This is a genomic window from Nonomuraea sp. B5E05, from assembly GCF_039880665.1.
In the GTDB taxonomy this organism is placed as follows: Bacteria; Actinomycetota; Actinomycetes; order Streptosporangiales; family Streptosporangiaceae; genus Nonomuraea.
The window spans coordinates 13,799-28,050 of record NZ_JBDPMJ010000023.1; the positions used below are offsets into that span (position 1 = coordinate 13,799).

Consider the following 14,252-nt stretch of genomic DNA (forward strand, 5'->3'; position numbering starts at 1 on the left):
CGGTCAGGCGCGCGCGGGCCCCGTGCTGCCGCGCGGCGTGAGCACGGCCGCCTGATCCTGGTAGGGGGGCACGCTCTCGCCGGAGATGAGGGCGAGCAGGCGCTGGGCGGCGTGCGCGCCGTAGGCGGGGATGTCGCGGGTGAGCGCGGTCAGCGGCGGCCGGACGACCTGCGCCAGCGGCGAGTCGTCCCAGGCCACGATGGACAGGTCGCGCGGCACCTCCACCCGCATCTCCTGCGCCACCGACAGGCCGGCCACGGCCATGATGTCGTTGTCGTAGACGATCGCCGTCGGCCGGTCGGGCGAGCTGAGCAGCCGCCTGGTGGCCCTGGCGCCCTCCTCGCCGGTGTAGTCGGTGTGCACGATGACGTGCTCGGCCACGCCCTCGCAGGCCTGCGCGAACGCCTGGTCGCGTACGGTCGTGTGGACGAGTTCGGGCAGCCCGGCGACCCGCGCGAGGCGGTGGTGGCCGAGCGCCCGCAGATAGCCGACGGTCTCGCGGACGGCCTCGCCGTCGTCGGACCAGACGGCCGACAGCGAGCCGGACTCCGAGGGATGGCCGATCACCACGACCGGCATGCCGAGCCGCTCGAGCTCGGCCACGCGGGCGTCGGCATAGTGCAGGTCGACGAGGAACGCGCCGTCGATGCGGCTCTCGCCCCACCAGTGCCGGTAGACCTCGCTCTCCTGCTGGTGGCTGGTGACCACCTGGAGCAGCAGCGCGTAGGAGCGGTCGGCGAGCACGCCCTCGATGCCGGAGATCAGCTCCATGAAGAACGGCTCGACGCCCAGGATGCGGGCGGGCCTGCAGAGCGCGAGGCCGACGCAGTTGGCCCTGGCGCCGTTGAGCGCACGGGCCGCGCTGTTGGGCCGCCAGCCGATCTCGTCGGCGATGGCGACGATCCTGGCCCGCGTCGCCTCCGACACCCCGGGCTGCCCGTTGAGCGCGTAGGAGACCGCCACCTTGGACACTCCCGCCCGGCTGGCGATGTCGGCGATCGTCGGTCGCTTCACGGACGTCCTCTCCTGAACCGGATAACCCTCTCTACTGTAGGCCACCGGCCCGGCGACACCGTGTCTTCGCACAGAGGGCGTTAACCGCTTAAGCCAGAAAGGTCATCCTTTCAGCCCCGTGTGCGCCAGTCCTTCCACGAACTGCTTCTGCGCCACGACGAAGACCACGAGCACCGGCAGCGCCGTCATCGACGCCGCGGCGAGCTGCATGTTCCACATGGGCCCACCGTAGGCGTCCACGAACTGGGTGAGCGCCTGGGGCCGGGTGAACCGCTCCGGCGTGGTCAGGAACACGATCGGTTCGAGGTACAGGTTCCAGCTGTGCAGGAAGGTGAAGATGGCCACCGCGCCGACGGCGGGCCTGGCCAGCGGCAGCCCGATCCGCCAGAACGTGGCCAGGCGGCCCAGCCCGTCGACCGCCGCGGCCTCGTCGAGCTCTCTGGGCAGCGCGAGGAAGAACTGCCGCATGATGAACGTGGCCAGCACGCTTGGCGCGCCCAGGATCGGGATGAGGACGAGCGGCCAGTGCGTGTCGGTCAGCTCGGCCGAGTGGAAGAGCCGGAAGAGCGGCACGATCGTGACCTCGCTGGGGATCAGCAGGCCGACGAGGATCACCAGGAACAACCCGTTCGACCCGCGGAAGCGGATGCGTGCGAACGCCCACCCGGCCAGCGCCGAGACCGCCAGCGTGCCGGCGGTGACGAGGGCCGCGATGTAGAGGCTGTTCCAGTACTGCTGGGCAAAGGGCTGCAGCTCGAACACCTGGCGGTAGGCGTCCAGCATGGGCCGGCCGGGAAGGAGCGACGGCGGGAAGGCGAAGATCTCGTTCACCGGCTTGAGCGAGGAGGTGACCATCCACCAGGTCGGGAAGACGAACGGCACGCACAACACGCAGAGCACGCCGTACAGGACGGTTTTACGTCTCAAGGAACACCCACCTCCTGCGCATCCGCCACTGCAGCACGGTGAGGGCGAGCACGATCACGAAGAGCAGCACCGACAGCGTGGCGCCGTAGCCGAAGTGATGGAACTGGAAGGCCTGCTGGTAGAGGTAGTAGACGAGCACGGTCGTCGAGGTTCCCGGGCCGCCCTGCGTCGCCGACGAAGGAGAAGGTGTCGGCGAGCACGTTCCACTCGTGCAGGCTGTAGTAGACGACCAGGCCGAGCGGCAGGAAAACGAAGAGCAGGCTGCCGGTCAGTTGCGGGGCCACGAACAGGTAGCCGACCAGGTGGTCGCGCCTGCTCGCGGTCCACCAGCCCGTACGGCCCCGCCGGGCCGCACGGGCGAGGCCGGGCGCGTCGGCCGCCATCACTTGGCCAGCATCGGCTGGATCGAGGAGCACACCCCGGTCCGGATTACCGGCGGAGCGTCAGGAGACGCCGGGCGGGGAGGTGGCCGCGCGACCATGCGGGTCTGGCTCTCGGATCTGACCCGGAGATGCGCCGGATATGGAGAACTGGCATGTGAACATAGGGATTGTCAAGTTTTATGTAGTCTTTTCCACATGTGGGATGATGGATTGCGTTTCGGCATCCTCGGGCCGCTGATGGTACGGGCGGGTGGACGGGTCGTCCGGCTGGCCGCGGGAAAGCGACAGCAGTTCCTCGCCACCCTGCTGCTCAACCCCAATCGGGTGACGCCGCTGGACACCGCGGTGGAAATCCTCTGGAAGGGCCGGCCACCACGCTCCGCGATCGCCAACATCCGCACCTACGCCAGCTCCCTTCGCACCATGCTGGGCGGCATCGACAGGATCGTCGGTGACTCGGTCGGCTACCGGCTCAGGGTCAGCCCGCACGAGCTGGACATGCTCACCTTCACCGAGCTGATACGGCAGGCGGAGGCGTCCCTTGAGCGGCACCGCCCGGAGATCGCCTTGAAGTTGTTCCGCCTCGCGGACGACCTGTGGCGCGGCAGTCCGCTGGAGGACGTGTCGCCGCACCCGCAGTGGGCCGGGCCGCTGGAGCAGCTCGCCGAGCAGCGCCTGGCACAGCTCGAGAGCCTGGCCGCGCTCGAGCTCGCCGCACAGATGTACGCTTCGGTGATCACCCGGACCAGGAAGTTCCTGAGCGACCATCCGTTCCGGGAACGGGCGTGGATGTTGCTCATTCTCGCGTTGTACGGCAGGGGCCGCCGTGAGGAGGCGCTGGCCGCGTACGTGGAGTGCCGTCAGGCGTTGCGCGAGGAACTCGGCGTCGAGCCGAGTGAGGAACTGCGCACGGTGCAGTCCGGCATTCTGAACGGTGCCCGTGTGCGCTCCCTGGTGCTCGAGGCGCTGCAGGAGGCCAATGGCCCGTGGTTCTCCGATCTGACCCCGGGCTCCAAAGGGCTCCCGCCCACCAATCCGATGACGGCGCACGAACTGGTGGCTGCGATGGCCGCCGCCGGGCTGGTGGAACGGGTCGAGACCGACGATGACGGTCAGGCCAGCTACATGCTGCGGCTGCGTTAGCCCCATCCGCCGTCAGGGTGGAGGTCGACGTCTCGGGCACCTTCCGGCAGACCGGTTGCGTGCCGAGCCGGCCGGTCAGAAGATCGAACAGCCGGTCAGCGAGACGAAGGCCTCGAACGCCGCTGCCGCCGCCACCGAGCTGCCCTTCTGGTCCAGTCCCGGCCCCCATGCGGCCAGGGCGTAGCGGCTGGGCACGACGGCCATGATGCCGCCGCCGACCCCGCTCTTGCACGGCAGCCCGATCCGGTAGGCGAAGTCTCCGGCGGCGTCGTAGGTGCCGCAGGTCAGCATGATCGCGTTGATCCGCTTGGCGTCCCGCGCTGACAGGATCCGCGAGCCGTCCTGCCGGATCCCGTCGCGGGCCAGGAACAGTGCGGCGCGGGCCAGCTCGTCACAGTTCAGCATCAGCGCGCACTGCCGGAAGTAGTGGTCCAGCACCCGGTCCACCGGATTGTGCAGATTGCCGAAGTCGGCGATCAGGTTGGCCATCGCGGCGTTGCGGAACCCGTTGGTGGCCTCGGAGGTCGCGGTGACGGTGTCCGCCTGCACCTCGGGGTTGCCCGACTCGGCGCGCAGGAATGTGCGTACCGCGTCGAAGGCGTCGCCTCTGTCCGTCAGCAACTGGTCGGTGATGACCAGTGCCCCGGCGTTCATGAACGGGTTGCGCGGGATGCCCCGTTCCATCTCCAGCTGGACCAGCGAGTTGAACGGGGTGCCCGCCGGTTCGCGATGGACCCGCTTCCAGATGGCGTCACTGTCGCCGCTCAGCACCAGCGCCAGGCCGAACACCTTGATGATGCTCTGCAACGAGAAGCGAGTGGTCGCGTCGCCGGCGGTGTGCACCTCGCCGTCCACCGTCGCCAGGGCGAAGCCGAACTGGCGGGGATCCACCCGGGCAAGATCGGGGATATGGTCCGCGACCTTGCCTTGGCCGATGAAAGGCTTGACGGCGGTCAACACGTTCTGCACGACTTCCTTGTCGTTCACAGCTGCTTTCACTTTGGTCAACAATCTCTAGTAAGTTCGGCGCATGAACGAAGGCGGGAGCTTCGACCCCGAGCTCGACCGGCTCGTGGCGGAATTTCGCGCAGACGCCCAGCCACTGTCCGACGTCATCGGGCAGATCAACGAGATACAGGGCGAGGCGGCGAGCGCGGGCGGAAAGGTGGCGGTCCGGGTCGCACCGTCCGGAGAGCTGCTGGGAGTGCGGATCGACCCGCGGGCGATGCGGATGGGCTCCGAAGAACTGGCCGAGGCGATCATGGATGCCGCCCGGCGGGCGATGACGGATGCCGGGCGCAAGGCCATGCAGGTGGCCGGGCCGTACCTCGATCTGGAGTAGCCGCGACCGGGCGGATGGTCGTCATCGTCGCGGAATGAACCCGCGCGAGCCGTGGGCCAGGAGTTTCTGGTACATCTCCTCCGCGGTCAGACCGGTTTCGGAGCCGGGTAGCGGGTTGTCGTGGTACGTCAGGTCCCTGGTCACCGAGTACATGGTCGTTCCGGCCATCCTGGGGATGATGGTTCCGGTGTTCAGCTGCCAGCCGTTGGGCAGCGGGATGTTCTGGTTGAGCATCCGCAGCCCTGGCACCTTCTGCATACCGTAGGCGGTGGCATCCGCCACGCCGTCGAAGGCCATGTTGCTCAGGAAGTGGCTACCGTACTCCTTCACGTTGTGGTCCAGTGACAACACGTCGTTACCCGACAGGTCCTTTTCCATCCCGGCGACCGAGTTGATGGCGAAGGGGATGGCCACCTCGCCCGCCGCGTAGGCGAAGCTGTCCGCGATCGGGTAGACGAGGTAGGGCAGGAGATATTTGATGGTGAAGGTCTCACCATAGTTTTTGATCAACAACGCCTGCTTGCGCGCGATCGCCCTGAAGATCTTCCAGGTGACGAGCTGGTAGCCGGTGGTGAAGATCAGGTCCGCGATCAGGATCGCGCAGAGCACTTTCAGCGCGTAGTTGGTCTTCTCGATGACGTCGGCGTAGGCGCGGCACGCCTCGGCCGCTCTACGGTACTTGTACGCCGTCGCGAACACCGCGAGACCGAATTTGCCCTCCCAGAACTTCTGGAACTCGGCATAGTCGCGCCCGTTGTTCTCCGTCCACACCTTTTCGGCCCAGGTGTGGGCCTGCTGCTGATGGCGGTCGATCGCGTCGGCGATCAACTCGAGCTTGTCCGCGGCTTCGCGGATCTTCTCCGGATCGCCTTCAAGGTACCGAACCCCGAGTATCGTCTCGGGGTTCAGTGCTGCCACCGCGCCGACGCCACCCATCAGGCCGAGCGTCACCTTGGCTGACGGCCCCAGGGCCATGCGTGCCTCCTCCCGGGGTCAGTGGTGACGTGCCTTGGTGGTCGGCACGGTGATGGAGTCGTTCGTCTTGACGCTGAACTCGACAAGCCGTTGGACGGCGCCAACGTTGAGCTTGTTGGTCCAGTCCGCTTCCCTGACGGTGGCGGACATCGAGTTCAGCGTCGCGGAGATCTCGGTATAGGACATCAGCATGTCCTGCATCGCCCTGTCCAGGTCGTGGTAGACCTCATCGAAACCGGGCTGGCCGTCCTGGCCGTTGCGGAAGACGCGTGCGACTTCGTCGGTGGACGGGTTTCCGAAATATTCCGCCAGCCGGTACACCTCTTCGCGAAGATAATCTGTCGCGTGGAACAGGAAGTTGCCTTCCCCCCGAATTCCTTCACTGCTGTCCTCCAGACTTTCGTAGGAGGTTCTGTACTCGCGCGATGAACGGTTCGGGTGTGACATCGTCTCTCCAGTACGGGAAGGCAACACGGCCTTCAGCCGGGGCAGGTCAGCTCTTCACCGGCACGTCGGCGCTGTCCCAGACCTGCACGTTGCGCAGCTCGGGCATCCGGTCCCTGGTGAAGACCGGATCTTCCACGCCCGCCCTGCGCTGTGCCACATAGTCGGCCAGCAGCTTGAACGCGGTCTTGGACAGCGGTGCCAGCGCGGCCAGGTTGATCAGCGCCAGCAGTGCCATCATCAGGTCGGCGACGGCCCACACCGTGGCGAAGGAGCCCACGGCCCCGACGAACACCGCGATCAGCACCAGCACGCGGAGCACCGGCAGACCCTTCCGGCCGACCAGGAACTCCACGTTGGACTCGCCGTAGTAGTAGTTGCCCAGCAGCGAGCTGAACGCCAGCATGAAGATCACCACGGCCAGTGCGACGCCCGCCCACGAGCCCAGGTTCGTCACCAGCGCGGACTGGGTGAGGGTGGCCCCTGTCTCGTCGTTGCCGGCCAGTGTGGGGTTGGCGAACAGAATGGTGAACGCGGTGATCGAGCAGACCAGGATGGTGTCGAAGAACACCCCGAGTGCCTGCACCAGCCCCTGGTTGACCGGGTGCCGCACACTCGCCACGGCGCCCGCGTTCGGTGCCGAGCCCAGCCCGGCCTCGTTGGAGAACAGGCCCCGCCGCACACCCTGCATGATGGCCGCGCCCAGACCGCCGGCCGCCATCTCCTCGAGTCCGAACGCGCTGCTCACGATCTGACTGATCACCGTGGGGAGGTTGTGAACGTTGATGATCACAACGACTACGCCGAGCAGCAGGTACGCGATGGCCATCACGGGGACCAGCATGGTCGTCACCGACACCAGCCGGGTCACTCCACCGAAGACCACCAGCGCGGTAAGTGCGACCAGAGCGAGCCCGATGATGACGGACGGCGCGGCCGAGTCGGCGGGCATGCCGAACGCCGACACCATGGTGGCGGTGATCGTGTTGGCCTGCACCGAGTTGAAGGCCAGTGCGAAGGTCAGCGTGATGACCACCGCGAAGATCATGCCCATCCACCTGGCGTTGAGGCCGAACTTCATGTAGTAAGCCGGACCACCACGGAAGGACTCCTTGTCGCGCACCTTGTACAGCTGCGCGAGGGTCGATTCGGCGAACGCCGACGCGGCGCCGATGACCGCCATCACCCACATCCAGAAGACCGCGCCCGGCCCGCCCAGGGAGATGGCGGCGGCCACCCCCGCCACATTGCCGGTGCCGACCCGGGCCGCCGCGGAGATGGTGAAGGCGCCGAAGGACGACACCGGCTTTCCGCCCTCCCGGTCCGGCGCCGACTTCCGCACCACCGCCCGGAACATCTCCGGGAACATGCGGAACTGCACACCCTTGGACTGGATGGTGAAGAAAAGGCCCAGGAGGACGACTACGGGAATGAGCAAATATGTCCACAAGCCGTCAGTGATATCGGCGAGCGCAGCATCCATGAAGATGTCTCTCGTGTGTGAGGGGTTGCCAGCAGCGTTGAAGTCGAAACCCGATGCAAGGGTGGATTCGGCATGCTAGCGACCGCCGATACAATAGTGATACATCGCGAAGTTTCAATTATTCTTGCATTGTTGAATGGCTCATCAATGGCCGTGTCCCCGCCGGGCGGAAAACGCGGCGGGGACACGGTCGGCGACGTATGAAGGGCGCGGTCAGGAGGCGGTGCAGGTGTAGGAGCCCGCCGTGGCCGTGTCACCGCCGGGGCGGCCGGCCTGGAAGCCGAAGCTGGTGGAGCCGCCGGCGGCCAGGCTGCCGTTGTAGCCGGCGTTCCGCGCCGTGACGGTCTGCCCGCTGACGCTCAGCGTGGCGTTCCACGAGCCGGTGACGGTGTGCCCGCCGGGCAGCGTGAAGGTGACGGTCCAGCCGCTGATGGCGGAGGAGCCGCCGTTGGTGACGGCGACCTGCGTGACGTAGCCGCCGCCCCACTGGCTCTGCACCGTGCCGGTGGCCGTGCAGCCGCCGCCGGGGCCGCCGCCGGACGACGTGGTGAACGTGGTCGTGGGGGAGTTGCCGGACAGGTTGCCCGCGCCGTCGCGGGCGCGCACGTACACCTGGTATTCCGTCGCGGCGCTGAGCCCGGTCAGCGTGATCGAGTTGGTGGCGCTCTGGCCGAGCAGCGTGTCGGTGGCGCCCTGCTCGCGGTAGACGTCGTAGCCCGCCAGGCCGGAGCCGCCGGAGTCGGTGGCGGCCGTCCAGCGGAGGGTGGCGCCGCTCGCGGTCACGTTCGTGGCCGACGGGGTGCCGGGGGTGGTCGGCGCGGTGGTGTCGTCGCCGGTGCCGCCGCCGAAGAACGTCGCCTCGCGTGAGGTCTGCCCGATGCCGTTGGCGCCGTTGAAGATGCGCTCGCCCCAGGAGGTGAGGCTGGAGGCGTTGAAGTTGTTCACCATGTCGAGGTATTCGACGCCGCCGCCGTTGCCGCTCCACGACCAGCCGATGTAGCCGATGCCGCGCGACTGGGCCTCGGACATGATCGTGTCCTCGTCCGGGTTGCCGTCGGAGTGGTCGTGCCCGAACTCGCCGATCACCAGCGGCAGGCCGGCCGACTGGAAGGCGCCGAGGTAGGCGGTGATCTCGGCGGCCGTGTCGAAGACGCCGTACATGTGGACGGAGAAGACCGTGTTGTCCTGGGGGTCGGCGGCGGCGACGGTCGTGGCGTTGTCACGCATGGTGAACTGCCAGTCCTGGCCCCAGTTGGGCGCGTCCACCATGAGCAGGTGGTCGAAGCCGAGGCCGCGCATCCGGGTGATCGCGTCGGTGGTCGCGCTGGTCCAGGCGGAGACGTTGTTGTTGCCGTAGGGCTCGTTGCCGATGTTGATGATGATGAAGTCTTCGGTGCCGGTGAGCGCGCTCCTGACGCTGCTCCAGTAGTCGACGGCCTGGCTGAGCGTGTACGCGCCGCTCTGCTCGCCGTAGCCGGTCGTGTCGTGGTTTTCGAGCACACATATTAACCGGTTCTGTCTGCACAGGGAGACGACGTTGGCCACGTCGGCGGCGTCGTTGGGGGTCCATCTGCCGCCGCTCAGCACCACGCGGACCGTGTTGGCCCGCAGCGCCTTGATGCCGGCGAAGGAGCCGGTCTGGCTGGTGAACCAGGTGTGCGCGTGGCTGACGCCGCGCATGACGAACGGGTTCCCGTTGGCCTCCACGATCCTGGTGCCGCTGACCCGGAGCCCGGTCGCGGCGTGCGCGGGAGCGGGGGCGACGATCATCGAGACGAGGAGCGACAGGAACGCCGCGGCCACGAGCCCGAGCCGGTTGGTCATGAGGGGTGCCTTTCCGCTGGGATTAACCGGTTATGTAACCGGCATGGTCTGCGGATTCGGCCCGCGTGTACAGCGGTGGCCGGGAGGCGGCACGCACTCCCGGGCGCGGGGGAAGGGCCCCTACATGGGAAGACGTCTCGCCCGGCCGGGCGCGCGCCGGCGGTCCTGAGCTGAAAGTTTCATCTGAGCGTGGGCAGCCCGGCGGCCAGCGCCATGAGGGCGCGGACGAGGCTGGGCCGCAGCTGGGGGCAGTGCGCGGCGAGCTCGGGATCCTGCGCGTAGAGCTCGGCCATCGTGGGGGGCGGGTTGGCGGCGGGATAGAGCATGCCGGCCAGCCCCGCGGCGGCGGAGACGAGCTCCATGCCCTCGCGGTCCGTCAGCCCCGTGGCGCGGCCGACCTGCGCGCCCAGGCCGGCGGCCGTGCGCAACGCCGTGACCTTGAACTCCCGGGCCGCGGCGACCGACACGTTGTGCTCCAGGCTGGTGCTCGAATGGCTGAGCAGGTCGCAGAAGAGCGGCTGATCGATGATCGTGTCGGCCAGCGCCGCCGCCACGTCGGCCGTGTCGCGGGCCGTGCGCAGCCGGTCGGTGACCGCGTCCGCCCACCGCTGCCACTCCTCGCAGGCGAGGACGAGGTAGATCTCCTCCCGGGTGCCGAAATAACGTACGACGTTGGACTTGGCCAGCCCGACCGCCTCCGCGACGGCCCCCAGGCTGACGTTGCGCACGCCGGACGCGGCGGCGAGCTCGCGCGCGGCGGCGAGGATCGCCTCGCGCCGCTGCTGCTTGTGCTCGGGCCGCCTGGCCCGCATGAAGGTCCGCGTCATCGTCGCCCAGCATACGCCTGCTTTAAAGAATGCCGTTCTCTTGTTAAGGAAACGTCGTTCTGTTAGCGTCGCCGGGACAACGGTTCCGACGGAAGGAAGCGCGTGACCGAGATACGGATGCGGGTGAACGGCGCCGCCGAGTCCCTCGACGTCGAGCCGTGGGTCAGCCTGCTCGACGCCCTGCGGGACCGGCTCGGCGTCACCGGCCCCAAGAAGGGCTGCGACCAGGGCGCCTGCGGCGCCTGCACGGTGCTCGCCGACGGCGTGCGCATCAACGCCTGCCTGGCCCTGGCCGTCCAGTACGACGGCAAGGAGATCACCACGATCGAGGGCCTGGCGCCCGGCGATGACCTGCACCCGATGCAGGCGGCGTTCATCCGGCACGACGGGCTCCAGTGCGGCTACTGCACACCCGGCCAGATCTGCTCGGCGGTCGCCATGCTGGCCGAACACCGCGCGGGCATGCCCAGCGCCGTGACCGAGCGGCCGGGAGAGCTCAGCGAGGCCGAGATCAGGGAGCGCATGAGCGGCAACCTGTGCCGCTGCGGCGCCTACAACGGCATCGTCGACGCCATCAAGGACGTCGCGGGTCAGGAGGCACGGTGAAGCCGTTCGCGTACGTCAAGCCCGCCGACGTCACCGGCGCCGTCCGCGCGATCTCCGGCGAGCCCGGCGCGAAGTTCCTCGGCGGCGGCACCAACCTGGTCGACCTCATGCGCGAGGGCGTCGAGCAGCCGGACACCGTCGTCGACGTCACCGGCCTGCCCCTCGACACGGTCGGCGAGCTGCCCGGCGGCGGGCTGCGGATCGGCGCGCTGGTGCGCAACAGCACGCTCGCGGCCGACGAGCGGGTGCGCGCCCGCTTCCCGGTGTTGTCGCAGGCGCTCCTCTCCGGGGCCTCGGCCCAGCTCCGCAACATGGCGACCGTCGGCGGCAACCTGCTCCAGCGCACCCGCTGCCCCTACTTCTACGACCACGCCGCCGCCTGCAACAAGCGCGAGCCGGGCGGCGGCTGCGACGCGCTCGACGGGTTCAACCGGTCGCACGCCGTCCTCGGCGTCAGCGGCAGCTGCATCGCCGCGCACCCCTCCGACATGTGCGTGGCGCTGGCCGCGCTCGACGCCGTGATCGAGGTGGAGAGCGTACGCGGGACCCGGCGCATCCCCATGACGGACTTCCACCGGCTGCCCGGTGACACACCGGAGATCGAGACGGAGCTGGCCCCCGACGAGCTGGTCACGGCGGTGGAGCTGCCGCCCGCCCCGGTCGCGGCCCGCTCCCGTTACCGCAAGGTACGCGACCGGGCGTCGTACGCGTTCGCCCTGGTCTCCGTGGCGGCGGCGCTGGAGGTGCGGGACGGCACGGTGACGGCGGCGCGGCTGGCGCTGGGCGGGCTCGCGGCCAAGCCGTGGCGGGCGCACGAGGCGGAGCGGATCCTGCTCGGCGGGCCGGCGAGCGAGGAGTCCTTCACCCGCGCGGCCGAGGCCGAGCTCGCCGGGGCCGACGTCCGGCCGGGCAACGCGTTCAAGGTCCACCTGGCGCGCGCCACGATCGTGGCCACGCTGCGCGAGCTGAACACCGGAGAGGGCCCCGGAAAGGACAGGGCATGACCACGAAATTCGTCGAGACCGAGCAGCGGCAGGACACCGTCAAGCACGTCGGACGCCCGGTCGACCGGGTCGACGGCCGGGCCAAGACCACCGGCGAGGCCCGCTACGCGGCCGAGCACCGCTATCCGGGGATGGCCCATGCCGCTCTCGTCCACGCCACGATCGCCAGGGGTCGCATCGAGGCCGTCGACACCGAGGCCGCGCGGGCCGTGCCCGGCGTGATCGAGGTGCTCACCCACGAGAACGCCCCGCCCATGAAGCCGGCGCCGAAGACCAGCCTGATGAACCCCAGCTCGCTGACCTCCGGCACGTCGGTCGCCTACCTGGGCACGGACGAGGTGCACTGGAACGGCCAGCCGGTGGCGGTCGTGGTGGCCGAGACGCCCGAGACCGCCAGGCACGCGGCGTCCCTGGTGCGGGTGGCGTACCGCGAGCTGCCCGCCGTGGTGGACTTCGCGGCCGAGGAGCCGAACGCGCGGCCGCAGAAGGGCAACGTGCTCCAGCCGGCCGGCGGCGACAAGGGCGACGCGGTGGCCGCGCTCGCCGCCGCCCCGGTCTCGGTGGACCTGCGCTTCACCACGCCGCCGGAGCACCACAACGCGATGGAGCCGCACGCCACGATCGCCGTCTGGGACGGCGACCACCTGACCGTGCACGAGAGCACGCAGAACATCGCCTGGCTGCGCACCCACCTGGCGCAGAGATTCGGCATCCCCGAGCGGGCGGTCAGGGTGCTTTCCCCCTATGTGGGCGGCGGGTTCGGTGGCAAGGGCTTCGTCTGGGCGGGCACGCTGCTCGCCGTGCTGGCCGCCCGCGCGACCGCCCGTCCCGTACGGCTGGCCCTCACCAGGGAGGGCGTCTACCGCACGGTGGGCGGCCGCACCCCCACCGTGCAGCGGGTCGCGCTGGGCGCCGGCGCCGACGGTGACCTGACCGCGCTGATCCACACCAGCGTCGCCATGACCGGCCGGATCGGCGGCATGCCGGAAGGGGTGATCTCGTCCTCCCAGCACCTCTACGACGCCGCCACCATCCACCTGCGGCAGCGCATCGTCCAGCTCGACCTGCTCGCCAACACGGCCATGCGCGCCCCCGGCGACTCCGTCGGCTCCTTCGCCCTGGAGTCGGCCATGGACGAGCTGGCCTGCGAGCTGGGCATCGACCCGATCGAGCTGCGCAGGCGCAACGAGCCCGCGCGCAACCCGATGGACGGCAAACGGTTCACGCACCGGATGTTGCGCGAGACGTACGAGCTGGGCGCGGAGCGGTTCGGGTGGCGCGAGCGCGATCCCCGGCCGGGCTCCATGCGGGACGGGCGCTGGCTGGTCGGCATGGGGGTCGCCACGGCGTACCACTCGTCGTTGACGATGCCGGCCAGCGTCACGGTGCGGCTCGCCGCCGACGGCACGGTCGTGGTGCGGTGCGCCCTCCAGGAGATCGGCGTCGGCGCGGCCACCGTGCAGGCCCAGATCGCCGCGGACGAACTGGGCGTTCCGCTGGAGGCCGTACGCGTGGAGATCGGCGACTCCGAGCTGCCCCCGGGGCCGGGGGCGGGCGGGTCGGCGCAGACGGCCAGCGCCGCCGCCGGGGTGCTGGACGCCTGCCGCAAGCTCAAGGAGTCGGTGCTCGCCCTGGCGCGGCGGGCGCCCGACTCGCCGCTGCGCGGGCGCAGGCTGGCCGAGCTGGAGGCCCGCGACGGCGGTCTCCACCACGGCGGGCGCGGCGAGACGTACACGGCGATCCTGGCCCGCGCGGGGCGCGACCACCTGGAGGCGGGTGGGGGGACGGGCATGCTGAAGTTCCTGGCGAAGACCCTGAACGAGCGCAGGCGCTGGGTGAAGGGCGCGAGCGGCGCCCACTTCTGCGAGGTGCGCGTCGACCGGGACACGGGAGAGGTACGCGTGTCGCGCTGGCTGGGGGTGTTCGACGTCGGCCGGGTGATCAACGCGAAGACGGCGGCGGCGCAGCTGCGCGGCGGCATCGTGATGGGCATCGGCATGGCGCTGTCGGAGGCGACCCAGGTGGACCCGCGCACCGGCCGCATCATGAACCCGAGCCTGTCCGAGTACCTCGTGCCCGTGCACGCCGACATCCCCCGCATCGACGTGCAGTGGCTGGACGTGCCCGACCCGACGACGCCCCTGGGGCTGCTCGGGATCGGGGAGGTGGGCATCACCGGGGCCGCCGCCGCGGTCGCGAACGCCGTCAGGCACGCCACCGGCAGGCGGGTCCTCGACCTGCCCATCACCCTTGACAAGCTGCTGTAGGCCGCTCCGTTAG

General features: G+C 69.4%; 14 protein-coding genes. 5 read left to right on the plus strand and 9 right to left on the minus strand.

The annotated features are described in order from the left end of the window. Nucleotides 1–3 precede the first annotated feature (3 nt). From ABGB01_RS33640 to ABGB01_RS33650, 3 genes are all read right to left on the minus strand, one after another. Nucleotides 4–1,014, minus strand: coding sequence for a LacI family DNA-binding transcriptional regulator (locus ABGB01_RS33640; protein WP_347777614.1), 1,011 nt, complete (start codon nt 1,012–1,014; stop codon nt 4–6). Between the two features lie 102 nt (nt 1,015–1,116). Further along, the gene (locus tag ABGB01_RS33645) at nt 1,117–1,941 is read right to left on the minus strand and encodes a carbohydrate ABC transporter permease (protein WP_347777615.1); all 825 of its coding nucleotides are present in this window, start codon (nt 1,939–1,941) and stop codon (nt 1,117–1,119) included. Next, the gene (locus tag ABGB01_RS33650; protein ID WP_347777616.1) at nt 1,931–2,080 is read right to left on the minus strand and encodes a hypothetical protein; all 150 of its coding nucleotides are present in this window, start codon (nt 2,078–2,080) and stop codon (nt 1,931–1,933) included. Before ABGB01_RS33650 ends, ABGB01_RS33645 begins: the two co-directional genes overlap by 11 nt. A 439-nt stretch (nt 2,081–2,519) precedes the next feature. Between ABGB01_RS33650 and ABGB01_RS33655 the strand changes: the two genes are divergently transcribed. Beyond that, nucleotides 2,520–3,467: an AfsR/SARP family transcriptional regulator gene (locus tag ABGB01_RS33655; RefSeq protein WP_347777617.1), complete on the plus strand. Its 948-nt coding sequence runs from the start codon at nt 2,520–2,522 to the stop codon at nt 3,465–3,467. Nucleotides 3,468–3,542: 75 nt separating this feature from the next. On the opposite strand, the gene ABGB01_RS33660 is transcribed toward ABGB01_RS33655, so the two are convergent. Then, nucleotides 3,543–4,454, minus strand: coding sequence for a glutaminase (locus ABGB01_RS33660; protein WP_347777618.1), 912 nt, complete (start codon nt 4,452–4,454; stop codon nt 3,543–3,545). A 43-nt stretch (nt 4,455–4,497) separates the two neighbouring features. Between ABGB01_RS33660 and ABGB01_RS33665 the strand changes: the two genes are divergently transcribed. Then, nucleotides 4,498–4,809 carry a YbaB/EbfC family nucleoid-associated protein gene (locus ABGB01_RS33665; protein ID WP_347777619.1) on the plus strand — a complete coding sequence of 104 codons (312 nt, stop codon included), beginning with the start codon at nt 4,498–4,500 and terminating at the stop codon, nt 4,807–4,809. A 21-nt stretch (nt 4,810–4,830) separates the two neighbouring features. Here ABGB01_RS33665 and ABGB01_RS33670 read toward each other — a convergent pair whose 3' ends face one another. The 5 genes from ABGB01_RS33670 to ABGB01_RS33690 all read right to left on the minus strand — a co-directional run bounded on the left by ABGB01_RS33670 (nt 4,831) and on the right by ABGB01_RS33690 (nt 10,362). Next, a complete protein-coding gene (locus ABGB01_RS33670; RefSeq protein WP_347777620.1) occupies nt 4,831–5,784 on the minus strand; it encodes a hypothetical protein in 954 nt (317 codons plus the stop codon). A gap of 18 nt (nt 5,785–5,802) precedes the next feature. Beyond that, nucleotides 5,803–6,231 carry a hypothetical protein gene (locus ABGB01_RS33675; protein ID WP_347777621.1) on the minus strand — a complete coding sequence of 143 codons (429 nt, stop codon included), beginning with the start codon at nt 6,229–6,231 and terminating at the stop codon, nt 5,803–5,805. Nucleotides 6,232–6,277: 46 nt separating this feature from the next. Then, nucleotides 6,278–7,666: an alanine/glycine:cation symporter family protein gene (locus tag ABGB01_RS33680; RefSeq protein WP_347777622.1), complete on the minus strand. Its 1,389-nt coding sequence runs from the start codon at nt 7,664–7,666 to the stop codon at nt 6,278–6,280. 258 nt (nt 7,667–7,924) lie between these two features. After that, nucleotides 7,925–9,535 (minus strand): cellulase family glycosylhydrolase, encoded by a 1,611-nt coding sequence (locus ABGB01_RS33685; protein WP_347777623.1) that lies wholly within the window; start codon nt 9,533–9,535, stop codon nt 7,925–7,927. Nucleotides 9,536–9,714: 179 nt separating this feature from the next. Beyond that, complete coding sequence (locus ABGB01_RS33690) at nt 9,715–10,362, minus strand: TetR family transcriptional regulator (protein ID WP_347777624.1); 648 nt, start codon at nt 10,360–10,362, stop codon at nt 9,715–9,717. Between the two features lie 117 nt (nt 10,363–10,479). Between ABGB01_RS33690 and ABGB01_RS33695 the strand changes: the two genes are divergently transcribed. The 3 genes from ABGB01_RS33695 to ABGB01_RS33705 are packed head-to-tail and all read left to right on the plus strand — an operon-like array spanning nt 10,480 to nt 14,239. Further along, the gene (locus ABGB01_RS33695) at nt 10,480–10,968 is read left to right on the plus strand and encodes a 2Fe-2S iron-sulfur cluster-binding protein (RefSeq protein ID WP_347777741.1); all 489 of its coding nucleotides are present in this window, start codon (nt 10,480–10,482) and stop codon (nt 10,966–10,968) included. Continuing rightward, a complete protein-coding gene (locus ABGB01_RS33700; RefSeq protein ID WP_347777625.1) occupies nt 10,965–11,972 on the plus strand; it encodes a xanthine dehydrogenase family protein subunit M in 1,008 nt (335 codons plus the stop codon). Before ABGB01_RS33695 ends, ABGB01_RS33700 begins: the two co-directional genes overlap by 4 nt. Then, nucleotides 11,969–14,239 carry a xanthine dehydrogenase family protein molybdopterin-binding subunit gene (locus ABGB01_RS33705; protein ID WP_347777626.1) on the plus strand — a complete coding sequence of 757 codons (2,271 nt, stop codon included), beginning with the start codon at nt 11,969–11,971 and terminating at the stop codon, nt 14,237–14,239. The genes ABGB01_RS33700 and ABGB01_RS33705 overlap by 4 nt, the downstream gene beginning before the upstream one ends. Nucleotides 14,240–14,252: the final 13 nt, after the last annotated feature.

Excerpts from the sequence above, each read along its gene's own strand:
- ABGB01_RS33705 (WP_347777626.1), top strand. The coding sequence starts at position 11,969 with ATGACCACGAAATTCGTCGAGACCGAGCAGCGGCAGGACACCGTCAAG.
- ABGB01_RS33670 (WP_347777620.1), bottom strand. The coding sequence starts at position 5,784 with ATGGCCCTGGGGCCGTCAGCCAAGGTGACGCTCGGCCTGATGGGTGGC.
- ABGB01_RS33675 (WP_347777621.1), bottom strand. The coding sequence starts at position 6,231 with ATGTCACACCCGAACCGTTCATCGCGCGAGTACAGAACCTCCTACGAA.
- ABGB01_RS33685 (WP_347777623.1), bottom strand. The coding sequence starts at position 9,535 with ATGACCAACCGGCTCGGGCTCGTGGCCGCGGCGTTCCTGTCGCTCCTC.
- ABGB01_RS33665 (WP_347777619.1), top strand. The coding sequence starts at position 4,498 with ATGAACGAAGGCGGGAGCTTCGACCCCGAGCTCGACCGGCTCGTGGCG.
- ABGB01_RS33655 (WP_347777617.1), top strand. The coding sequence starts at position 2,520 with ATGTGGGATGATGGATTGCGTTTCGGCATCCTCGGGCCGCTGATGGTA.
- ABGB01_RS33695 (WP_347777741.1), top strand. The coding sequence starts at position 10,480 with ATGCGGGTGAACGGCGCCGCCGAGTCCCTCGACGTCGAGCCGTGGGTC.
- ABGB01_RS33690 (WP_347777624.1), bottom strand. The coding sequence starts at position 10,362 with ATGACGCGGACCTTCATGCGGGCCAGGCGGCCCGAGCACAAGCAGCAG.